Origin of the sequence: Paludibacterium purpuratum (assembly GCF_004363805.1) — a bacterium.
Lineage (GTDB): Bacteria > Pseudomonadota > Gammaproteobacteria > Burkholderiales > Chromobacteriaceae > Paludibacterium > Paludibacterium purpuratum.
This window is the reverse complement of sequence record NZ_SNZP01000001.1, coordinates 154289-176185: the sequence shown is the minus strand read 5'-3', so window position 1 is coordinate 176185 and position 21897 is coordinate 154289. Positions and strand designations below refer to the sequence as shown.

19 protein-coding genes are annotated in these 21897 nt (G+C 58.0%); 11 read left to right on the top strand and 8 right to left on the bottom strand.

Annotated features, from left to right (window positions below):
• The first annotated feature begins 3 nt into the window (after window positions 1–3).
• The 10 genes from DFP86_RS00725 to DFP86_RS00680 all read left to right on the top strand — a co-directional run bounded on the left by DFP86_RS00725 (window position 4) and on the right by DFP86_RS00680 (window position 12241).
• Complete coding sequence (locus tag DFP86_RS00725; protein WP_133678082.1) at window positions 4–1452, top strand: methylaspartate mutase subunit E; 1449 nt, start codon at window positions 4–6, stop codon at window positions 1450–1452.
• Complete coding sequence (locus tag DFP86_RS00720; protein WP_133678081.1) at window positions 1449–2699, top strand: methylaspartate ammonia-lyase; 1251 nt, start codon at window positions 1449–1451, stop codon at window positions 2697–2699. The genes DFP86_RS00725 and DFP86_RS00720 overlap by 4 nt, the downstream gene beginning before the upstream one ends.
• Complete coding sequence (locus tag DFP86_RS00715) at window positions 2696–4066, top strand: acyclic terpene utilization AtuA family protein (protein WP_133678080.1); 1371 nt, start codon at window positions 2696–2698, stop codon at window positions 4064–4066. Before DFP86_RS00720 ends, DFP86_RS00715 begins: the two co-directional genes overlap by 4 nt.
• Window positions 4063–4380, top strand: a complete 318-nt coding sequence (locus DFP86_RS00710) for a DUF4387 domain-containing protein (protein ID WP_133678079.1) — start codon at window positions 4063–4065, stop codon at window positions 4378–4380. The genes DFP86_RS00715 and DFP86_RS00710 overlap by 4 nt, the downstream gene beginning before the upstream one ends.
• Before the next feature lie 250 nt (window positions 4381–4630).
• Window positions 4631–5701, top strand: coding sequence for a type II asparaginase (locus DFP86_RS00705; RefSeq protein ID WP_133678078.1), 1071 nt, complete (start codon window positions 4631–4633; stop codon window positions 5699–5701).
• A 632-nt stretch (window positions 5702–6333) separates the two neighbouring features.
• Window positions 6334–7707 carry a 3-phosphoshikimate 1-carboxyvinyltransferase gene (aroA, locus tag DFP86_RS00700; RefSeq protein WP_133678319.1) on the top strand — a complete coding sequence of 458 codons (1374 nt, stop codon included), beginning with the start codon at window positions 6334–6336 and terminating at the stop codon, window positions 7705–7707.
• Window positions 7700–8500, top strand: a complete 801-nt coding sequence (locus DFP86_RS00695) for an SDR family oxidoreductase (RefSeq protein WP_133678077.1) — start codon at window positions 7700–7702, stop codon at window positions 8498–8500. Before aroA ends, DFP86_RS00695 begins: the two co-directional genes overlap by 8 nt.
• A 4-nt stretch (window positions 8501–8504) precedes the next feature.
• Window positions 8505–9302, top strand: coding sequence for a phytanoyl-CoA dioxygenase family protein (locus tag DFP86_RS00690; protein WP_133678076.1), 798 nt, complete (start codon window positions 8505–8507; stop codon window positions 9300–9302).
• Complete coding sequence (locus DFP86_RS00685) at window positions 9292–11034, top strand: thiamine pyrophosphate-binding protein (RefSeq protein ID WP_133678075.1); 1743 nt, start codon at window positions 9292–9294, stop codon at window positions 11032–11034. The genes DFP86_RS00690 and DFP86_RS00685 overlap by 11 nt, the downstream gene beginning before the upstream one ends.
• Complete coding sequence (locus DFP86_RS00680) at window positions 11027–12241, top strand: MFS transporter (protein WP_133678074.1); 1215 nt, start codon at window positions 11027–11029, stop codon at window positions 12239–12241. Before DFP86_RS00685 ends, DFP86_RS00680 begins: the two co-directional genes overlap by 8 nt.
• Before the next feature lie 65 nt (window positions 12242–12306).
• Here DFP86_RS00680 and DFP86_RS00675 read toward each other — a convergent pair whose 3' ends face one another.
• The gene (locus tag DFP86_RS00675) at window positions 12307–12573 is read right to left on the bottom strand and encodes a hypothetical protein (protein WP_133678073.1); all 267 of its coding nucleotides are present in this window, start codon (window positions 12571–12573) and stop codon (window positions 12307–12309) included.
• Window positions 12574–12751: 178 nt separating this feature from the next.
• Here DFP86_RS00675 and galE point away from each other — a divergent pair, with 178 nt between their 5' ends.
• A complete protein-coding gene (gene galE / locus DFP86_RS00670; protein ID WP_133678072.1) occupies window positions 12752–13765 on the top strand; it encodes a UDP-glucose 4-epimerase GalE in 1014 nt (337 codons plus the stop codon).
• Between the two features lie 91 nt (window positions 13766–13856).
• Here the strand turns inward: galE and DFP86_RS00665 are convergent, their stop codons facing one another.
• From DFP86_RS00665 to pepN, 7 genes are all read right to left on the bottom strand, one after another.
• Window positions 13857–14828, bottom strand: a complete 972-nt coding sequence (locus tag DFP86_RS00665; protein WP_133678071.1) for an Rpn family recombination-promoting nuclease/putative transposase — start codon at window positions 14826–14828, stop codon at window positions 13857–13859.
• Window positions 14829–14935: 107 nt separating this feature from the next.
• On the bottom strand, window positions 14936–16021 hold the full coding sequence (aroC, locus tag DFP86_RS00660) for a chorismate synthase (protein WP_133678070.1): 1086 nt from the start codon (window positions 16019–16021) through the stop codon (window positions 14936–14938).
• A 77-nt stretch (window positions 16022–16098) separates the two neighbouring features.
• Window positions 16099–16470 carry a VOC family protein gene (locus tag DFP86_RS00655; protein ID WP_133678069.1) on the bottom strand — a complete coding sequence of 124 codons (372 nt, stop codon included), beginning with the start codon at window positions 16468–16470 and terminating at the stop codon, window positions 16099–16101.
• Between the two features lie 72 nt (window positions 16471–16542).
• Entirely contained in the window at window positions 16543–17235 is a 693-nt protein-coding gene (locus DFP86_RS00650) for a helix-turn-helix transcriptional regulator (protein ID WP_133678068.1), read from the bottom strand.
• Window positions 17236–17276: 41 nt separating this feature from the next.
• Complete coding sequence (locus DFP86_RS00645) at window positions 17277–18197, bottom strand: alpha/beta fold hydrolase (RefSeq protein WP_133678067.1); 921 nt, start codon at window positions 18195–18197, stop codon at window positions 17277–17279.
• Between the two features lie 84 nt (window positions 18198–18281).
• The gene (locus tag DFP86_RS00640; protein ID WP_133678066.1) at window positions 18282–19169 is read right to left on the bottom strand and encodes a DMT family transporter; all 888 of its coding nucleotides are present in this window, start codon (window positions 19167–19169) and stop codon (window positions 18282–18284) included.
• A gap of 76 nt (window positions 19170–19245) precedes the next feature.
• Entirely contained in the window at window positions 19246–21873 is a 2628-nt protein-coding gene (gene pepN, locus DFP86_RS00635; RefSeq protein ID WP_133678065.1) for an aminopeptidase N, read from the bottom strand.
• Between the last annotated feature and the right edge of the window lie 24 nt (window positions 21874–21897).

Sequence of the window (21897 nt, the reverse complement as noted above, 5' to 3'; positions counted from 1 at the left end):
ACGATGGAACTGACAAACAAGAAAATCGAGCTGCCGGATTTTTTGGCGGAACGTGAACAGGTACTGACGACCTGGCCGACCGGCAAAGACGTGAAGTTCGCCGACGGCGTCAAGTATCAGGAATCCCTGCCCGAACACAAGCGCTTCGCCGCCGTGCTGAAGAAGGCCGACGCCGAAGGCAAGACCCTGTCGCAGCCGCGTGCCGGCGTGGCGCTGGTCGATGAGCACATCGCGTTGCTGCAAGGTCTACAGACCGCTTGCGACCTGCTGCCGTCCACCATCGATGCCTACACCCGTCTGAACCGCTACGAAGAGTCCGCCAAGGGTATCGCCAAGTCGCGCGAAGCCGGCACGTCGTTGCTCAACGGCTTCCCGGCGGTCAACCACGGCCTGGCCGAATGCCGCCGTGTGGTGGAAGCGGTCGACAAACCGGTTCAGGTGCGTCACGGCACCCCGGATGCACGACTGTTGGCGGAAATCACGCTCGCCGGCGGCTTCAGCGCCTACGAAGGCGGCGGTATCTCCTACAACATCCCCTACGCCAAGAAGGTATCGCTGGAGAAGTCGATCCGCGACTGGCAGTACTGCGACCGTCTGGTCGGCCTGTATGAAGAGCACGGCGTGCGCATCAACCGCGAACCGTTCGGCCCGCTGTCCGGCACGCTGGTACCGCCGTTCATCTCGCACAGCGTGGCCATCATCGAAGGCCTGCTGGCACTGGAACAAGGCGTGCGTTCGATCACCGTCGGCTACGGTCAAGTCGGCAACATGGTGCAGGACATCGCCGCCATCCGCGCCCTGCGCGAACTGGCCGACGAATACTTCCGCGCCGCCGGCTTCGACGACTTCGAACTGACCACGGTATTCCACCAATGGATGGGCGGCTTCCCGGAAAACGAAGCCATGGCCTTCTCGGTGATCTCGTGGGGCGGCGCCGTCGCCGGCCTGTCGGGGGCGACCAAGGTGATCGTCAAGACCCCGCACGAAGCACGCGGCATTCCGACCATGGAAGCCAACCGCGCCGGCCTGAACGCCACCCGTCAGATTCTGAACATGGTGCAGGATCAGGTCTTCCCGAACAGCGATGCGCTGGCCTTCGAAGTGGAACTGATCAAGCGCGAAGTGCGCGCTGTGATGAGCAAGGTGTTCGAACTGGGCAACGGCGATATCGCCGTGGGCACGGTTCGCGCCTTCGAAGCCGGCGTGATCGACGTCCCGTTCGCCCCTGCCGCCTGCAACGCCGGCAAACTGCTGCCGGTGCGCGACAACCACGGCGCGGTTCGTGTCTTCGAGGCCGGCCAAGTGCCGCTGCCGGAAGACGTACTGACCCTGCATCGCGACCTGATCAACGAACGCGCGCGCGCCGAAGGCCGCGAACCGTCGTTCCAGATGGTCGTCGATGATATTTACGCAATTTCCAAGAGCACCCTGATCGGGAGACCGGCAAAATGAAAATCGTTCGCGCCCTGTTCGTAGCAGGCTATTCCTCTTTCTATTTCGATGACCAACAGGCCATCAAGAACGGCGCCGGCCATGACGGCTTCAATTACACCGGTGCGCCGGTGACCAGCGGCTTCCGCGCCGTGCGCCAAGCCGGCGAATGCGTGTCGGTGCTGCTGCAACTGGAAAACGGCGCCATGGCCGTGGGCGATTGCGCCGCGGTGCAATACTCCGGCGCCGGCGGCCGCGACCCGCTGTTCCTCGGCGAGCAGTTCGTACCCTTCCTGGAAAAGCATATCAAGCCGCTGCTGGAAGGCCGCGACGTGGCTTCCTTCCTGGAAAACGCGCGTTTCTTCGACAACCTGCAAGTGGAAGGCAAGCGCCTGCACACCGCGATCCGCTACGGCCTGACCCAGGCCTTGCTGGACGCCACCGCGCTGTCGACCAACCGCCTGAAGGCCGAGGTGATCTGCGACGAATACAAGCTGCCGGTGATCGCCGAGCCGATTCCCTTGTTTGGCCAGAGCGGCGACGACCGCTACAACGCCGTCGACAAGATGATCATCAAGGGCGTGGATGTCCTGCCGCACGGCCTGATCAACAACGTCGAAGAAAAACTGGGCTTCAAGGGCGAAAAGCTGCAGGCCTACGTCAAGTGGCTGGCCGACCGCGTCAAGCAACTGTCCCCGGACGCCAGCTACCGCCCGGCGCTGCACATCGACGTATACGGCACCATCGGCCTGATCTTCGATAACGATCCGATCCGCGTGGCGCAGTACATTGCCGGTCTGGTAGATTTCGCCGGCGGCCTGGAACTGTACATCGAAGGCCCGGTGGACATGGGCGGCAAGGAAGCCCAGATCGAATGCATGGGCAAGATCACCGCCGAGCTGACCCGCATGGGTTCGCCGGTCAAGCTGGTGGCCGACGAATGGTGCAACACCTATGAAGACATCGTCGACTTCACCGATGCCAAGTGCTGCCACATGGTTCAGATCAAGACGCCGGATCTGGGCGGCATCCACAACATCGTCGACTCGGTGCTGTATTGCAACCAGCACGGCATGGAAGCCTATCAAGGCGGTACCTGCAACGAAACCGACGTCAGCGCCCGCACCTGCGTCCACCTCGCCGTGGCCGCCCGTCCGATGCGCATGCTGGTCAAGCCGGGCATGGGCTTCGATGAAGGCCTGAATATCGTCTACAACGAAATGCACCGCACGATCGCCCAACTCAAGGCGAAGAGGAGCGCAAAGTGAAACCCGCATTCAAAATCCTGTCGCCCACCGCGATTCTGGGCTATGGCTTTCCGGAAGAAAGCTTCCGTCGCGCCATCGCCGAGAAGCCCGACCTGATCGCCGTCGATGGCGGATCTAGCGACCCCGGCCCGTACTACCTGGGCGCGGGCAAGGCCTTTACCGACCGCACCGGCGTCAAGCGCGACCTGCGCTTCATGATCACCGAGGGCGTGAAGCACGGTATTCCGGTGGTCATCGGCACCGCCGGCGGTTCCGGCGCGGCGCCGCACCTGGAATGGTGCCGCCAGATCGTGTTGGAAATCGCCGCCGAAGCGAATCTGTCGTTCAAGATGGCGGTGATCCCGACCGACGTATCCAAGGACGTGGTGCATGCCGCGCTGGACGCCGGCAAGATCGAAGCGCTGGAATTCGTGCCGCCGCTGACGCACGAAGCCATCGACGCCACCACCAATCTGGTCGCGCAGATGGGTGTAGAACCCTTTATCGCCGCGCTCAAGGCCGGTGCGCAAGTGGTGCTGGGCGGTCGTGCCTACGACCCGTCCTGCTTCGCGGCGCTGCCGATCATGCTGGGCTACGACGAAGGTTTGGCGCTGCATTGCGGCAAGATCCTGGAATGCGCGGCGATCGCCGCCACCCCGGGCTCGGGCTCCGATTGCGCCATGGGCATCCTGGACGAAACCGGCTTTGTGCTGAAAACCTTCTCGGATGAACGCAAGTTCACCCCCGAGTCGGCCGCCGCACACACGCTGTACGAGAAGTCCGATCCCTACATGCTGCCCGGCCCGGGCGGCGTACTGAACCTGCGCGAGTGCAAGTTCGAGGACATCGGCAACGGCCAGGTACGCGTGACCGGCTCGCGTCACGAGCACACGCCGTACAAGGTCAAGCTGGAAGGCTCGCGCCCGGTCGGCTTCCGCACGGTGGCCATTGCCGGCGTGCGCGATCCGATCATGATCAAGTCGATCGAGGAAATCCTGCAGGCCGTGCGCCAACGTGTCGAGAACAACCTCGGCGCCAACGCCGACGCCAAAGTGTTTTTCCACATCTACGGCAAGAACGGCGTGATGGGCGACCTGGAACCGGTCAAACAAACCCAGACGCATGAGTTGGGCATCGTGATCGAAGTGGTTGCACCGACCCAGGAAGCCGCCGACACCGTCTGCTCGCTGACCCGCTCGACGCTGCTGCACTACGGTTATCCGGGCCGCGTGGCGACAGCCGGCAACCTGGCGCTGCCGTTCTCCCCGTCCGACATTCGTGCCGGCGTGGTGTTTGAATTCTCGGTTTATCACTTGATGGATCTGCCGCAGGAAGACCTGTTCCCCTTCCATATGCAGCAGGTCACCCCGCAAGGAGTCACGGCATGAAATACGGTATTCTCGACATCGCGCGCGTTGTGCGTTCGAAGAACTCCGGGCCGTTTGAACTGGTGCTCGACATCATGTTCAAAGACCACAAGATCTTCGAGACGCTGCGCGAAACCAAGCAGATCAACAAGGAACTCATCGCCGCCGCCTACCGCCTGACGCCGGAAGACATCCACAATATCGTGTGGTTCGCTCCGGCCCACGCGGTCAAGGTCGTCATGCACCGACGCATCGTTTCCGGCGCACCGGGCGATTCGGACGTCTACGGCGCGCAGCAACACGCACCGTTACTCGGGCTGACTTTCGAGCTCTGAGCAAAAAAGCGCGGGCCACTCGGCCCGCGTTTTTTCTTTTCCTATCAGCACCTTACCCCGCCCCGTCGCTTCCGCGCCACATCCAGAAATTTAAATTGCATATTAAAACAGTTTTTATTGCAAATTTATAACATTTAATTATCATATCATAGATCCGCTGCGATAAAAACGCTACGGTCGTCATGCCGGTAGTTACCGGCATACAGGGAAAAATCACCAATTTTTACAAAGAAAACGGAGTCATTTAGCAATGAATAACCGTCTCAAGTCAGTCATTAGCGCCGCAGCAATCGCCGTCGGTCTGTGCTTCGCCCCGGTGCAAGCCGCCGACCTGCCGCACGTCGTCATCCTAGCCACCGGCGGCACCATCGCCGGTACCGGCGCAACCTCCACCACCACTGTCGGCTATACCGCGGCCAAGCTCGGGGTCGACAAGATGATCGAATCGGTGCCGGAGTTGCAGAAAGTGGCCGAAGTGCGCGGCGAACAAGTGGCGCAGATCGCTAGCGAAAGCATGACCAACGAAGTCTGGCTGAAGCTCGCCAAGCGCATCAATCAGCTGCTGGCGCAAAAAGACGTGGATGGCATCGTGGTGACCCACGGCACCGATACCATCGAAGAAACGGCCTACTTCCTCGACTTGGTGGTCAAGAGCAAGAAGCCGGTGGTCGTGGTCGGCTCGATGCGGCCGTCGACCGCCATCAGCGCGGACGGCCCGATCAACCTCTATAACGCCGTCATCCTGGCCGGCAGCAAAGAAGCCGTCGGCAAGGGCGTACTGGTAGCGCTCAACGATCAAATCAACGCCGCGCGCGAAGTGACCAAGAGCAATACCTCGACCGCCGACACCTTCCGCACGCCGGAGCTGGGCTTCCTCGGCTATATGCAGGACAACAAGGCGCATTTCTACCGCATGTCCACCCGTAAAAACACCGCAGATACCGAGTTCGACGTCAGCAAGCTCAGCAGCCTGCCGCGCGTGGATATCGTCTACGGTTACGCCAATATGGACCGTGTGGCCATGGACGCCGACATCGGCGCCGGCGCTCAGGGGATCGTGCAAGCGGGCGTAGGCGACGGCAGCGTGGCCGCGCAAATGATGCCGGCATTCCGCGATGCTCGCCAAAAGGGCGTCATCGTCGTGCGTAGCTCGCGCGTCGGCAACGGCATCGTGGCGCGCAATGGCGAAGCCAACGACGATAAGGAAGACTTTGTGGTGAGCGACACGCTCAACGCGCAAAAGGCACGCATCCTGCTGATGCTGGCCTTGACCAAGACCCACGACACCCAAGCCATCCAACGCATGTTCTACACCTATTGATGCAAGACCGGCCGCGAGCATTCGCGGCCGGCATCAATCCAGACATGGCCCTAGCGATGCGCTAGGGCCATGTTTTTTTATGTGAAGAGCGATTCCCGGCAGCGACGCACCGGCAGCGATCATTGCTTGTAGCGGGACCAGCCGATTAGCACTGAGCCCGCTTTGCCCCCCCAATTCGGGCGTCCACGCGCCATCTCCTTTCGCCGGTATAGCTTCATGTCAACTGATCCGACGATCAGGAAAATCCCCTTTTCGTTTGTTGCAACGCAAAAAACATTTAAATACACTTGGCATATCTAAACATCATTTTAAGTTTAAATATTTATGCCATAAGCAGCTGTGACGCGTCATTCAGCTGCGCGAGAAAGCAGTCCTCCCCTGCCGTTCTAGCAACATAACGTAGATCGTAACCCGACATCCGACATCGCCGTGTGCACCTGAGAGCCATGATCGAAAGTCGTGTCGAGAATGAGAAGCATTGAGATTGAAAACAGGCATTTATATTACACCTTCATAACAAGAAGCGGTATCCAGAGGGGGCGTCAAGCATCGATAACAACAATCAACGATATGCGCTGTTGAAGCCATTGATGACTTAACAATTTCTAAACAAAGGAAAATTTACCGTGGACATGATTGCCGAAAAAATCTCCGCCGAGGAGATTGCCAACAATGCCATTAATGATTTCAGTCGCCATCTTTGCGTCGGCAAAACAAAGCCGATCCATCAAAGATGCAGCATTCCCTCGTCCAAACCCGAGACGCAAAGAGGCATTATCGTGGCCAGTCTGGCCGACGGTGTGAGCTATATCCACAACGATCTAAGGTGCCTAGAAACGCAGACAATGAAAAATGTCATGCGCGCGCTGGGCGCTGAAATCACCGATCACGATGGCTATCTGGAAATCAAAGGCATTGGCGGCAAGATCAACTATAACAACCAAATTCTGGATTGCTTAGGCTCGGGTTTGGTATTTCGCACGGCAACCGCGTTGGCTTGTACGTCGGATACGCCGATCATCGTCACCGGCGATGCCTCGCTACGGCCTCGCGTCATGAAACCTTTGTTCGATGCGTTGGAAAGCCTTGGCGCTCGACTGAGCTGCCTGGCGGAGCCTGGCAAAGCCCCCGTCGTCAGCTGGGACGGCAACTTGCAAGGCGGCAAGGTCGAGCTGGCCGGCGATATCAGTTCGCAATTCATCACCGCCTTGATGTTCGTCGCGCCGCTGACGCCCAAGGGTATTCACATCAGCGTGCACAACCATCTCCTGTCGCGCTCCTACATCGAACAGACGGCGCATTTCATGCAGCTCGCCGGCATCGAACTGGTTTACAACGATACGATGACCGAGATCCAAGTCTACCCGGGTCATTACAAGCCTATTAATGTCACGCTGGCTGGAGACATGACGTCGGCCTCGTATTTCCTGGCTATGTGCACGCTTTTCCAAGGCGAATACCTGCTGGACAACATGCCATTCCACAGCATGCAAGGAGAGCGTTACTTTCTCGACGTCGTGGAGGCATTGGGTGTGCGGCTTGCTTTCGATGCAGACACCAATCAGCTGCGCTTGACCAATCCTAACCGGGAATTGGTGGGCGACTACCACTTCGATGTTTCCAACTGCCCCAACATCATTCCCACACTCGCGGCATTGGGTGCGTTCGTCAATGGAGAATTCAAGGTAACGGGTGGGAGCATTACTCGGCTACACAAAAGCAATCGCATCAAAGCGATGGTTTCCGAGCTGAAGCGTCTGCAGGTGAATATCGAAACCATTTACCGGGACGACATCGAGGATGGGTTTGTAATCAAAGGCAAGTCGAGCCATCTGGGGGGTGAGACGCTATCCAGTTGGGGCGACCACCGGGTGTTCATGTCCTTGTTCGTTGCATCGCTCAAGATGGAAAAACCGAATCTGATCGATGGTTTCCGCGATGTCATCTGCTCATTCCCGGACTTTTTCAAGCAAGTCGAAAACCTGACTGGCGTTTGCTATGAGTGATTTTAAAAACGCACGGATCCTGGTGCTGGGCGCCAGCACCGGGATCGGTTATGAGTGCGCAAAACACTTCTGTCATCAAGGCGCACAGGTGTGTATTGCATCGAGCAATGGAGAAAAAATCCATGCGGCGTGCGAAAGCATCGGCGCGATGCATGGCAATTTTCCAAGCGTATTTCAGGTCGACTTATCGGATAGCCAATCCGTCGATCGCTTTATCGAGGCGCTCAACGAATCGCACCACTTGGACTTCGATCGCGTGGTGCTCAATGCCGGCGGCCCGCCCTACTACGCCGACTCATTGGACATACCGGAGTCGATTTGGCTGAAACATTTTCAATCGCTATTTCTTAGCCAAATCAAAATTGTCCAGGCTTTGGTGCCGAAGATGAAAGAGCGACGCTTTGGCAGATTCGTGTTGATCGGCTCATCCGGCATGACGGCACCGATACCCGGCTTGTGTATTTCCAATGCGATCAGATCGGCTATGCACGCTTGGCTGAAAAGTGTCAGCGATGAGCTGTCGCCATTCAATATCAACATCAATACCGTGATACCGGGAAAGATCGCAACCGCTCGGCTAGAGCAGATTGAAGCGGCCACCGCCGATCGACTGGGCATATCGAAAGAGCAATATCGGGAAAAGGTACAGACTTCCATTCCGTCTAAAAAATATGGGCGCGCGGAAGACATTGTCAATGCCGTTGCGTTTCTAATGAACAAAGAAGCATCGTCATATATCACGGGCAGCGCTATTCGTGTCGATGGCGGCTTAATCCGCTCACTGCAAGGATAACATCATGGATCTGAAAAATTTCTTCGAGCAAGAAGGCTACGTCATTGTCCCCAATGTCGTTGCCAAGGAAACGATTGAACGGATGCGGAACGATCATACGGAGCTGTTGCAGCATTCCAATCTAAAAACCTTGCCGCAACACATTTTCTTCAAAAAGCCACTTTTCACGGAAACCATCCTCAATCAGGCATTGGATGAAGTCAAGGCTATTCTAGGTGAGGAAAAAGTAACGCTATACCCCAATATGACCGTCCGTGAAAGCATTTATCTTTCCTTTCACAACGACTCTTATTTCATGAAAGAGGAAGACGAAAAAGGGCTGGTTACGCCGGAATTCGTTCAATGCAGTTTGTACTTTCAAGATAACGATGAAGAGAATGGCGGTGGCGTAACCCTCATTCCCAAGTCGCACCTTCTGAACCGCGTAGAAAGAGCCGAGCTAACCAAGCGTGTTAATCAAGGAGAGATGGCCGGGAAATGCATCAAAACCAATATAGGTGATCTGGTTATCTGGGATGCCCGCATCGTTCATTCGAGTACCAAACCTGTCGTCCCGCCAAAAGAAAAAAAACTGGCGCTGCAATGGACTGTATCAAGAACCGAGCTATTCGCTAAAGATTTTATTGCCTATCTGCAACGGCGGGCGAATGAAATGCTGCATGTTTCGGACTATGAAGCCGAAAGGCCATTGGATTATTTTGCAGACATGCCGAACGTCACATTAAATTCTTTTAACTTAAAGCAACGTGACGCGCTGGCAAGCGGAAATATCAATTTTGTGGAGATTCACGATGGGGTATAACAACGCAAACTACATCTTGAATGCACTTGCACAAGAAGATATTACCCATTTCTTCATGGTCCCCGGGAAATTGATCAACCCTTTCATGTCTTGCTATAAGCTCGATCAAGCGCACCCCGCGATCAAACCGATCGTTTGCGCGCATGAAGAAGGAGCGGCCTTCATGGCGGACGGCTACGCCCGCGCCTCGGGGAAAATCGGCGTTTGCTTCACGATCGGCGGCCCCGGAACGACCAACGCGTTAACGGCCATGGCAGCAGCTTATACCGATCGCTCGCCGTTGCTGTTGATCTCCGGTCAGATCCCCTCCAAATGGGAAATGCGGGGGGCATTGCAAGATGCCTCGCAAAGCATGTTCAACCTGATCGACATGGTCAAACCCGTTGCGTCGTCCAGCTTCCATGTCCATAACGCGACAACACTGCCGCGCTATTTCAATCGCACGCTGCACACCTTGTATACCACTCAACGACCTTGCTACTTGTCGTTGCCGGAAGAGTGTCTGCTGGATAACTCGAATCATCGGCATACGATCATTTCCCATGGCGCGAGAAGTCATCGCATCATCGATGCCAAGCGAGCCGACGAGCTGATCGCGAAACTAGGCACTTCGGCCAGAATGGCCATTTTGGTCGGCAGTTTCGCCCGCAGCGAAGCGCTCACGCCATTGCTGGTGGATTTGGCGGAAAAATACAATGTCCCGGTTGCCACGACGGTAAGCGCAAAAGGCATTTTCCCGGAAGACCACCCGCTTTCGTTGGGTTGTTTTGGCTACATGGGCTCCCGGCGTTCCAGCCAGGTGCTCTCTATCGACAATGTGGATTACATTATTAGAATCGGATTCGATTACACGCAGTGGAACACCATGGCGTGGCGCGACGATTTCATTTCTTGCGACTTCATCGACGTTTATGACGATATCGACTTGGTCAATCCGAGCGATGTGATAGGCGATACGATCGTCAGCGATTACTGCACCTTCGTGACTCACCTGATAGATCATGGTGCTTTGCTGCATCAGCAGCAACACGAGCGATCGGCCTGGCTGAAAAATATCATGGCTATTGAAAAATATTATGATATTGAAAACACGCAATTCAATGAAAAAGTTTTACACCCGGCTTATATCGTAAAACAACTTCGAACGATTTTTCCTAGGGATACCGTTCTCTACGTCGACTCCGGCACGCATCGGGCATTTACCGGACATTACTGGGAATCCTTCGGGCCCTACGACTATTTTTCCACCACGACCATCGGTCCGATGGGATGGGCCATTCCGGCCTCGATTGGCGGCAAGCTGGCGAGGCCGGATCAGCCGGTTCTGACCATTACGGGTGATGGTTGCATGTTGATGCATGGAACCGAGATTCAAACCGCGGCCAAATACAACATCGACGTGACATTTGTCGTCATCAACAATAGCTACTATGGGCAAACCTACTTCAACAACATCGACAATATGAAGGAGTTGAGCGATTTGCCGGATCACGATTTCAGCATGTTCGCCCAGGCGCTCGGCGTGCCCTCTTTCAGAGTATCGTCCAGCGATGCTGTCGTCGAAACCATCATGAAGGCCAGAGAAATAAAAGGCCCGAAGTTGATCGAATTCTTGGTCAGCCATGAGCATAAAACACCGATTTACGATTACAAAGAAGCGGCTTCGGCTCGCAAAGACAAAGAGCCGTTTCCCACCGTCAAAAAAGCGACTCATGAGGTGAGCCATGCTTGATAAGACACAGAAGCGCGCAATCCTGTTCTCTTGCATTATCCTGGTTGCAGGGCTGATGGGGATGGATTTCATCAACCCATCGCTGCCCTATATCATGAAATCATTCGGTGTCAGCGAGTATGCAACCAAGTACTTGATTGTCGTATATTTGCTTGGGGTTGGTGTATCGCAATTTTACTACGGCACATTTTCCGATAATCATGGTAGAAAACGAGCCATCATCATTGCGTTTTTGATTGCATGTGTCGGCGTAGTGATTTCAAGCTTTGCCAACACGCTAGATACACTATACATCGGACGCTTCATCACCGGGTTCGGTGCAGGTGGCGCACCGGTTATCGCGCGGGCGATCATATCGGATGTCTGCCACGATCAACTATCCATCAAAAAAGCTTTCTCTTACTTCTCCATGGCTAGCCAAGCATCGCCATCGTTCGCACCCGTGGCCGGTGGTTTGCTGCAGCAGTACTACAACTGGCGAATTGTTTTTATTGGGTTATTGATTGTCAACATCATTGCCATTGCCGTTTTATTGCGCCACCTGCTAGAGACCCACGAAATACCAAAAATCAAGAAAAGCTACAAAGAGCAAGCGGCTATATATTGGGGCACTTTTAAAATCGTGCGATTCATGGCATTCAATTTCGCCTCGGCCTTTATATTTGTCATCACCATCGCCTATTATTCATACATGCCATTTATCTTGCATCAACATGGCTACTCCCCGATTGAAAACGCTTCGATCTACATTGTTTACGCAGGCAGCCTTGTCATTGGATCGCTACTACTATCCAGTCGGCTTTGCAAAATCGACACCAGCTTTTTGTTTAAATTTTGCGTAGCCAGTTTGTTTTTGACTGCAATATCATTTTTTATGCTTTTCAGCTATGCAGGAGATAGCTTGATTTTGATCATTTTGGTCACGATCTTGTTGGCGATCAACTGCGGCATTGTCTCGCCTTTGACCCTGACACTATGCATGTATGGATTTTCGCAGAATAAGGGAGCCGCCAGCGCCGTTCAAAGTTTTGTCAAAATGTTCTTTACTGGGGTAGCGCTGATGTTGTTCAACTTCATACCGATGCAGAGCATGATGCATCTAATGGTGTGCTATTTCATTATTGGCTTATTGCTGTGCCTATGCTATTGGATTGGCACAGCCGGCTCCAGTGAAAAAACGGCGGCGTCCAGTCCGCAAACATCGTAGAAGAACCGGGATATGGAAAAACCCCGGGATCGATCCTGGGGTTTTTCATGGAGAACCAATCGGCTCTAACGGCTGGCGGCTGCCGCCGCGACGCGATAACGTTCCACGCACTCTTGGATTTTCCTACTGTTTTCCGGCTGGCGATTAAGCGCAAGACGCTCTACGGGAGATCGGTCGTTGTAGCCCATATGGGCTTCCACGACGGTGGTGCACCCCCGATCCACCAACAAGTTGCTCCGGTTGATCTTGGCCGTCGCCTGGTCGGCGGCAGCGGCGCCGCCACCGACCAGCGACAGCGCCAAGGTGGTCAACAACATCCGAGATGTCTTCATCGAGATCCTCCTTGTAACAGATCTGTTTAAACAAAATGTTTAAACTGTAGTGTTATAAGGCTGACAGACAACGAACGTCAAGCCGTCGGCGCATCAGGACAACCCACTGTTATCAGCATCGTACAGCGTGCTGCTAGAATATCGATTCCTCACATTACAACAACGCGAGAATCCGTTCATGAGCACCATCCTCGTCACCGGCGGCGCCGGCTACATCGGCAGCCACACCTTGCTGGAACTCATCGCCGCCGGCCACGACCCCGTCGTGGTCGACAACTTCAGCAACAGCAAACCGGAGGCGCTAAAACGAGTCGAGCAGTTGGCCGGCAAGGCCGTGCGCCACCACGAGGTGGATTTGCTGGAGCGCGAAGCGTTGCAACCCCTGTTCAGGCAGTACCGCTTCGATGCGGTGATTCACTTTGCCGCGCTTAAGGCAGTGGGCGAGTCGGTGGCGCAACCGCTAACCTACTACCACAACAATCTGACCGGCACGCTCAATCTGCTGTCTTGCATGCAGCTCGCCGGCGTGCGCAACATCGTGTTCAGCTCTTCCGCCACCGTGTACCGCGACAACGCGGGTATGCCGATTACCGAGGATTGCCCGCTCGGCCCGACCAACCCCTATGGTCAGACCAAATGGATGACCGAGGTCTTTCTGCGCGACCTGGCGCTAAGCGAAGCCGGCTGGCGCGTGGCGTTATTGCGCTATTTCAATCCAGTCGGCGCCCATGTAAGCGGAAGAATCGGCGAAGACCCCAACGGCATCCCCAACAACCTGCTGCCGTTCGTCAGCCAAGTGGCGGTGGGCAAGCTGCCGGAAGTCAAAGTTTTCGGCAGCGACTACCCGACCCCGGACGGTACCGGCGTACGCGACTATATCCACGTGGTCGACCTGGCGCGCGCGCACGTCAAGGCGCTGGCGTTGATGAACGGCGAACCCGCCGTGCACACACTGAACTTGGGCACCGGGTGCGGTTATTCGGTACTGGAAATCATTGCGGCATTCGAACGCGCCAGCGGACGGCGTATCCCCTACCGCATCGTTGAACGGCGTAGCGGCGACATCGCCAGTTGCCATGCCGATCCCTCGTCGGCGGAGCGCCTACTGGGCTGGAAGGCCGAGCATACGCTAGACGACATGTGCCGGGATGCCTGGCGCTGGCAGCAGCAAAACCCCAACGGTTACGTCTAATACGCGGCGGGTTGGCGCATTCGCGAAGCACTGAGCCAATCGCGTGCGCGCAAGTCGGCACCTGCGCATGCGGGAAGAAATCTGATGGGAATTAGTGAATAAGCTGGTCTAGCTCTTGCTCGGTCAGGCCGGTGCATTGCATAACGGCCTCGCGGCTCACGCCATTGGCCAGCATCTTGCACGCCACCATCAAGATGCCCTCGTGGATACCTTCCTGCAGGCCTTCTCGGCGTCCTTCCTGCCGTCCTTCCTGGCGGCCTTCTTGCCGACCTTCTTGCCGACCTTCTTGGCGCCCTTCCTGGCGTCCTTCTTGCCGACCTTCCTCGCGCAGCTTCTCTGCAATGGTCATCACGGCCTCCTCATACTGCGACGCACTGTGCGCCAACTCGTGCAACAGGGTTTGCGGCTCCGCCGTTTCGCCGGCCTGTAGCATGTAATTCAACAGCGATTTAAGTTGATCCTGGCTGCAAGTGCCATGGCTCAATAAGAAACGCAACTCGCCGATCAGTTCCATCATATCACGTCGGTAAATGTGCTTTTGCACCAGCTCCAGAAGGGCGATGCGCTTATGCTGCAAAATTGTCTCGTCCGGGATCACTGTTACGTCGACGAGTGGAAATGGCCGGTTGTAGAGCTTTGAGGCCAGATCCGGTTGGACGAATAAATCGAGCCAATGCGTACTGTGCGGATAAGGGCTTTGGCTACCGTGATAGAACAGCAACGGCACGACCAAAGGCAATTGATCGTGACCTTTTCTCAAATGGTTTTGCATGGCCGCCAGGCAATAGCGCATCAGCCGAAAGGCCATCAACTTGTCCGGGGTCGACTGGTGTTCGATGACGCAGTAGATATAACCCGGCGTACCGCGTGTTTCGACGGAATAGAGAATGTCCGAATAATAGGCACTGAGGTCGGGTTCGATAAAGCTGCCGGACGCCAAGTGCAAGGTGGCGAGATCGCACAGGCCATGCACCGCCGGCGGCAGATGAATGTCGAGAAAGTCGCGCGCAGTGTCCGGGTCGGATAGGAACTGCTTGAAGACGGCATCGTGCGGGGTTGGCATAGGGGGCGATGATAGAGCCCCCTGGTGTGAAAGGCACGTCAGCGCGGTCGAGCCGGGCTACGCCAACCGCTGATGACGTATTGCCGATGACGGATCCGCCCCCTGGTTTAAATGCGCGGGGTCGATACCGACACGTCGCCGCATTGCGCGCGGTGGCGCAGCGCGTGGTCGATCAAAACCAGTGCCAGCATGGCTTCCGCGATGGGTGTGGCGCGAATGCCGACGCAAGGATCGTGACGGCCGTGGGTTTCCAGCTGCACAGGGGCACCCTGCTTATCGATCGAGCGGCGCGGCGTGGCGATGCTGGAGGTCGGCTTGATGGCGATGGATACTTCGATGGGCTGTCCGCTGGAAATACCGCCCAGCACACCGCCGGCATGATTGCTGGCGAAGCCCTGCGGCGTCAATTCGTCGCCATGTTCGCTGCCGCGCTGCGTCACGCAGCCGAAGCCTGCGCCGATCTCCACGCCCTTGACGGCATTGATGCCCATCATGGCATAGGCAATCTCGGCGTCCAGCCGGTCGTAGACCGGCTCGCCCCAGCCCACTGGCACGTTCTCCGCCACCACGCGCAAACGCGCGCCGACCGAATCGAGGCTTTTGCGGATCTCGTCCATATAGTGTTCCAGCGTGGGCACAATGGCGCTATCGGCGGCAAAAAACGGGTTCTTCTCGACGTCGGCCCAATCGGTGAACGGAATCGCCACTTCGCCGATCTGAGTCAGATGGCCACGGATCACGATGCCGAATTTTTCGTGCAGCCACTTCTTGGCGATCGCGCCGGCCGCGACGCGCACCGCTGTCTCGCGCGCCGAGGAGCGGCCGCCGCCACGCGGATCCCGGATGCCGTACTTATGCCAATAGGTATAGTCGGCATGTCCGGGTCGGAAGGCATCGGCGATATTGCCGTAGTCGCGCGAACGCTGATCGGTGTTGCGGATCAATAGCGCGATCGGCGTCCCGGTGGTTTTCCCCTCGTACACGCCGGAGAGGACCTCCACCCGGTCTTCCTCGCGCCGTTGGGTCACATGGCGACTGGTGCCGGGCTTGCGCCGATCCAGCTCCACCTGAATATCCTCCGCGCAAAGCGCCATCCCCGGCGGACAGCCGTCCACCACGCAGCCGATACCCGGTCCATGGCTTTCCCCGAAAGACGTCACGGTGAACAACAGACCAAAACTATTTCCCGACATCCCAGCTTCTCCTTATATCCCCAGAAATCTTTTCCGACGATTCTAGCATGGGCATGCCGGGACACAGAGGTGGCGTGTTATTCCATGTTCAGAGCGAACACGCGCAGCCGATGGCCGTCCGGATCCAGTGCGACGAAGGTATAGCCGAAGTCCAGTTCGGTCGGCGGCTGTAGGATCGGTAGGCCTTTGTCGCACCAAGCCTTATAGAGCGCGCGCACCACATCGTGGTTTTCGACAGGAAACCCCAACTCGCCCCCGCCGCCTGTGACCGCCGCGGCAGGCTCGACGGTATGTTTCGACCATAGGCCGAGCTTCACGCCGCTATCGAGTACGAATAGTGCGAAGGTCGGCGAAGATTCGACAGGCTGTCGATCTAGCAGCCAGCTATAGAAAGCGGCGCTCTGCGCCGGGCTGTCGACATATAGCAGTAGGTAATTGGGCTGGGCCATCAAGCACTCCTCGAACGAAAGTTGGCTCGGGCGACTGCCCGGCTGACAACTGCAGTGTAGACAACACCACTGTCAATTTTTGTCAGTAGTGATGCCGTTTTGCTCGCGCCAGGTCTTGAGCAGGATATGGCGCCGTTGTGGATACCTCTCGGTCAGGGTATCCATGGCGCTGATGCGGTCGGCGCGAAAGTGCCGGAACCCTTGCCGCAGTTCGCACCAAGCCACCAACATGCGCACATGGTCGAAGTAGCCCAAGGCAAACGGCCAGACGGTGCGGGTCGATTCGGCGCCCTGCAAATCGCAGTAGCGCAGCACCACCTTACGCTCAAGTCGAATCGCCTGTCGCACAAGCGCCAGATCGACGGCGGATAACGGCTCGTCGGTGCCGGCCACCAACAAGGCGGATGTATCCAACGCCAGACGCAGGTCGGCCGGCAGCACGGCGGCGATCTTGGCGAGCGCGCTTGCGGCCCCCTCGGCCAGCCGGCTATCGGCGCGCTTTGCCACCCAGCGCGTGCCGAGCACCAGCGCCTCGATCTCCTCCTCGCTAAACATCAAAGGCGGCAGCATGAAACCTGGGCGCAGTACGTAGCCAAGTCCAGGCTCGCCCTCGATGGTCGCCCCCTGCTCTTGCAAGGTGGCGATGTCGCGGTAAAGCGTGCGCAGGCTAATGCCGAGGTCTTCGGCCAAGCGGGCGCCAGCCACCGGATAACGGTGGCCGCGAAGGAGCTGGATCAGGGCCAGCAGGCGTTGTGATCGTGACATGGCAGCGCGAAGATAAAGAACTTCCCGCTTTGCATCATACGTCAGATATTTTCCGAGACGGCGGCAAAATCGCCGGCCAACCAGCGCAATACCAGCGGGAAATGATCCTCGATCGTATCGGGGTGTGTCAGCAACGAGGCATGGTCGTAGTCTTGGCGATGCCCAGTGCTTCGGCCGAGTAGGTGCACACGAGAGTAGTGCGGCCCGGATTCGTCGCGGAAGCGACGCACGTCGTCGCGATGTCCCAGACAAGGGTCATGGTAGGCGGCGAAATACAGTGTCGGCGGCAATGTCGCATGCTTGGCGGCGGCGCCGTAGTCGAAGCCGTCGACCGGATCGACCCAGTGCGAGTGCCGCACCCAGCGACTACTCTGGGCATGGCTTAGCCGACTTTCGTTGTCCGGCCCCAGCCCCATGGCGCGCGTAGGCAAATAGCCGACCGTACGGCTAATCAGATGCGCGGCGCCGTTCCAGAACAGGTCGACTTTCAAGCAACGCTGCCAATTCTTCACTCGGACACTGCGCTTGGAAGCGAAATACACGCAAGAGGTGACGTCGGAGATCAAGTCGGGGTCGCGCAACAGCGCGCTATGCATCAGCACGCCCCCCCAGGAGTGGGCCATCCAATGGATCGGCGCGCTGCCCTTGAGCGCGCGAATGGCACGGTGCGCTGCGGGAATGTCGTCGCGAATACTCTCGGTTTGTCCATGGCGGGCACGCTTGTCGATAGCCGGTGTGCTGCCGCCGCGCCCGCGCAGGTCAAGCACGAACACGTCGTAGCCGTTGAGCGCCAGATAGTGCGCCAGCCCCTTGCCCGAGTTGGAGTAGAAAATTCGGCCATTGGCCATGGCGCCATGCACCAGCAGCACGGCCTCGCCGGCATCCGGCCGGCGAATACGCCGCAGGCGCAGACGGTCGTGCGCCGTCACCGCGACGAACAAGTCGTTTTCCAGATTTTTCACGGCAATCCCAAACGTTGACGTCGTCTAACGCGACTTAGCACTTAAAGCAAACGCTTGTATGATTGCCAGAAACTCCCGTTAACGTCAAGCGACGGTCTGGCGCTCGCGCCAGACCGTCCAACCGGACAACAGCGCCAGCGCCAAAGCAATCAACAGCATACCGACCCCCTCGACCCGATCCGGAGCCTCACCCATCTGCAGCCAGGCCATCAACACCGCCACGGCCGGAATCGCCAGCACGTTCAGGCTCGCCATCCCGGCCGACAGACGCGATAGCAATAACATCCAGGTCAGCCAGCCAAGCCCGGAGGCGAACACGCCGAGATAGAGCAAGATCGCCACCAGTTGCCAACCGACGTGTACCGGCGGCGCCGGCATCAACCACGCCAGCACGCCGAGCGGCATCACCCCCCATAGCATCTGCCAGAAGGTCAGCGCCATGGTGCTGACGCGGTAGCGCAGGCGCAGACGCTTGGCCTGCACGGCGCCCACGGCCCAAGCCAGGCCGCCGGCGATGGCCAGCACGTCCGACAGTGGACCGCCATGCAACTGCCAAGGCTGAATGATCAGCACCAAACCGACGCAGGCGAGCACCACCGCCCCCCACTGCAACCCGCCCAGGCGTTCATTGAGAAAACAGCGTGCCAACAGCAGCGTCCAGAACGGCATGGTATATGCCAGCACCGATACCTTGCCGGCGCCACCGGCCAAGAGCGCCATGGTGGTGAGCGAGCCGAAGGCGGCGGTTTGACTCATGCCAAGCCAGAAGGTCGGCCAAAACGGCGTCGGCCGCAGGCTGCGTCCGGTCAGCAAGATGACGACGCCCAGCGTGGTCACGCCAAGCAGCGTGCGCCAGAACGCCAACTGCAGCGGCGTCATATACGGCAGGCCCATCTTGCTGGCGATCCAGCTATAGGCCCAGACCAGCCACAAGCCCACGAGCAGCGCCGCGCTGCCTCCCTTTCCCCGCATGGTCGACCACCTCTTTCTCAACAAAAAACAAGTGGGCGCGATAACTCACGCCCGCTTGCTAGGCCTCTGGCACGGATCAAGCTTGTTCCAGATTCTTCGATACGATCTCGAACACATCCTTGGACAACTTGGCCGCGGCCAAGCGTTCCAGTTCGGCCTTCATCAATGCCCGACGCTGCGGTTCGACCTTCTTCCAACGGTTGAAGGCCGCCACCAACCGGCTCGCAACCGACGGATTGAGCGCGTCGACCGCCAGCACCTGGTCGGCCATGAAGCGATAACCACTGCCGTCGGCCGCGTGGAAATGCGCCATATTGCGGCCGAAGGTACGTAGCAGCGCGTAGACCTTGTTCGGGTTCTTGATCGAGAACGCCGGGTGTGCCAGCGCGCTTTGCACATGCTCGAGTGCACTGGGGATCTGGCTTGAAGCCAACAGAGCGAAGTACTTGTCCATCACCAACGGGTCGCCGATCCAACGGTCGGCGAAGGCAGCCAGGCAGTCGGCGCGCTCGGCTGCGTCGCTGTCGCGCAAGGCCAGCAACGCGCCCATCTGATCGCTCATATTGTCGGCATGCAGGCACTGGCTCTTCGCGGCTTCCAGCGGCCAGGCGTCGTCGAGACGGCTCAGCATGGCCAACGCGTGGTTCTTCAAGGTGCGACGGCCGGCGTCTTCCGGGCGGTACTCGCGGGTCTGGTTGAGTTCGAAGGTCTGGCGCCATTCGCCGCGCAGCGCCTGGGCCAACTGCTTGAGCACGAACTCGCGCACCAGATGGTTGCAGGCAGGATCGGCGGCGTCGAACCACTCGAGCATTTCGCCTTCGCTCGGCAGACCGAGCATCAGCGCCTTGAAGGCCGGGTCGGCGAGCGAGTCCTTGAGCACGGCAGCGAACGCGGCGGTGAAATGCGCCGGCAGCGCCAGCGCCCGGCCGGCCTGATGGTCGGCCACCAGTTGGCGCAGCACGCGCTGCGACAACATTTGACCGGCCTCCCAGCGGGCAAAGGCATCGCTATCGTGAGCCATCAGGAAGGCCAATTGCACATCGGTCAGATCGACGTTGAGCCGCACCGGCGCGGAGAATTCACGCAATAGCGACGGTACCGGTTCGCTAGGCACGTCCAGGAACAGGAACGACTCCTCGGCGCGCTTGACGTCCAGCACTCGCGTCGTGGCGCCGGCTTCCGCCTCGCCCGCAAGCTTGAGCGGCAGATCCTGGCCGTCGCTACCGAGTAGCCCCAGCGCGAGCGGAATATGCATCGGCAACTTGTCGCTCTGGCCCGGCGTGGACGAGCAGGACTGACACACGTCCAGGCGATAGGTGCGGGCCGCCGCGTCGTACTGGCCCTTGACGTCCAGCACCGGAGTGCCGGCCTGGCTGTACCACAACGCAAACTGTTCCAGGTCGACGTCGTTGGCGTCGGCCATGGCGGCACGGAAGTCGTCGCAGGTCACCGCATGGCCGTCGTGACGCTTGAAGTAGAGATCCATCCCCTTGCGGAAGCCATCGCGCCCCAACAGGGTCTGATACATGCGCACCACTTCGGCGCCCTTCTCATACACCGTCATGGTGTAGAAGTTGTTCATTTCGATGTAGCTGTCCGGGCGAATCGGATGCGCGGTCGGGCCGGCGTCCTCCGGGAATTGCATGGCGCGCAGCCCCTGCACGTCTTCGATGCGCTTGACCGCGCGGCTGGTCATATCGGCGGAGAACTCCTGATCGCGGAATACGGTCAGGCCTTCCTTCAACGACAACTGGAACCAGTCGCGGCAAGTCACGCGGTTGCCGGTCCAGTTATGGAAGTACTCGTGCGCAATCACCGCCTCGACCCCTTCGAAGTCGACGTCGGTCGCGGTTTCCTGACGCGCCAGCACGTACTTGGTGTTGAAGATGTTCAGGCCCTTGTTCTCCATGGCGCCCATGTTGAAGTCGCCCACCGCCACGATCATATAGATATCGAGGTCGTACTCGAGACCGAAACGCTCCTCGTCCCACTTCATGGCGTGCTTGACCGCCTCCATGGCGAACACCACCTTGTCCTGGTCGGCAGGTTCGGTCCAGATCTCCAGCGCAACGGTTCTGCCGCTCATCGTGACGAACTTGTCCTTCAGCGCGGTCAACTTGCCGGCCACCATGGCGAACAGGTAGGACGGCTTGCGGTACGGGTCGACCCATTTAACCCAGCGGCGCTTCTTGTCGACCATGCCCTCGCCCACCTTGTTGCCGTTGGACAGCATGGCCGGGAACTTCACCTTGTCGGCGACGATGGTGGTGGTGAACTTGGCCATCACATCCGGACGGTCCATGTAGTAGGTGATTTTGCGGAAGCCTTCCGGCTCGCACTGGGTGAACAGATTGCCGTTGGAGGCATACAGCCCCATCAGGCTGGTGTTCGAAGCGGGCGACAGTTCGGTCTCGATTTCCAGGATGAAGCTGTCCGGCACGTCCTTCACCGTCAACGTATCCTCGCCGAGCAGGTAACGGTCAGGGCCCAGCGTCTGGCCGTCGAGCACGACACCGGTCAGGCGGGCCGAGCCGTCGAGCACCAGGTCGGCACTGTGCGCAGCCGCCTCGTTGCGATTGATCACTAGGCGCGAGGAAACCCGCGTCAACTCGTCTTCGATATCGAACTTAAGATCGACGCGATCGACTAGAAAGGGCGTCGGCAGATAATCGTTGCGGTACTTGACTTGAGGCTGGAGTGTCATTTTCTACTCACTTTAACGAGGTCG

Bases quoted from the DNA above. Each gene is read 5' to 3' on its own strand.
- DFP86_RS00725 (WP_133678082.1), top strand. From the start codon at position 4: ATGGAACTGACAAACAAGAAAATCGAGCTGCCGGATTTTTTGGCGGAA.
- DFP86_RS00720 (WP_133678081.1), top strand. From the start codon at position 1,449: ATGAAAATCGTTCGCGCCCTGTTCGTAGCAGGCTATTCCTCTTTCTAT.
- DFP86_RS00710 (WP_133678079.1), top strand. From the start codon at position 4,063: ATGAAATACGGTATTCTCGACATCGCGCGCGTTGTGCGTTCGAAGAAC.
- DFP86_RS00705 (WP_133678078.1), top strand. From the start codon at position 4,631: ATGAATAACCGTCTCAAGTCAGTCATTAGCGCCGCAGCAATCGCCGTC.
- aroA (WP_133678319.1), top strand. From the start codon at position 6,334: ATGATTGCCGAAAAAATCTCCGCCGAGGAGATTGCCAACAATGCCATT.
- DFP86_RS00695 (WP_133678077.1), top strand. From the start codon at position 7,700: ATGAGTGATTTTAAAAACGCACGGATCCTGGTGCTGGGCGCCAGCACC.
- DFP86_RS00690 (WP_133678076.1), top strand. From the start codon at position 8,505: ATGGATCTGAAAAATTTCTTCGAGCAAGAAGGCTACGTCATTGTCCCC.
- DFP86_RS00685 (WP_133678075.1), top strand. From the start codon at position 9,292: ATGGGGTATAACAACGCAAACTACATCTTGAATGCACTTGCACAAGAA.
- DFP86_RS00680 (WP_133678074.1), top strand. From the start codon at position 11,027: ATGCTTGATAAGACACAGAAGCGCGCAATCCTGTTCTCTTGCATTATC.
- DFP86_RS00675 (WP_133678073.1), bottom strand. From the start codon at position 12,573: ATGAAGACATCTCGGATGTTGTTGACCACCTTGGCGCTGTCGCTGGTC.
- galE (WP_133678072.1), top strand. From the start codon at position 12,752: ATGAGCACCATCCTCGTCACCGGCGGCGCCGGCTACATCGGCAGCCAC.
- DFP86_RS00665 (WP_133678071.1), bottom strand. From the start codon at position 14,828: ATGCCAACCCCGCACGATGCCGTCTTCAAGCAGTTCCTATCCGACCCG.
- aroC (WP_133678070.1), bottom strand. From the start codon at position 16,021: ATGTCGGGAAATAGTTTTGGTCTGTTGTTCACCGTGACGTCTTTCGGG.
- DFP86_RS00655 (WP_133678069.1), bottom strand. From the start codon at position 16,470: ATGGCCCAGCCCAATTACCTACTGCTATATGTCGACAGCCCGGCGCAG.
- DFP86_RS00650 (WP_133678068.1), bottom strand. From the start codon at position 17,235: ATGTCACGATCACAACGCCTGCTGGCCCTGATCCAGCTCCTTCGCGGC.
- DFP86_RS00640 (WP_133678066.1), bottom strand. From the start codon at position 19,169: ATGCGGGGAAAGGGAGGCAGCGCGGCGCTGCTCGTGGGCTTGTGGCTG.
- pepN (WP_133678065.1), bottom strand. From the start codon at position 21,873: ATGACACTCCAGCCTCAAGTCAAGTACCGCAACGATTATCTGCCGACG.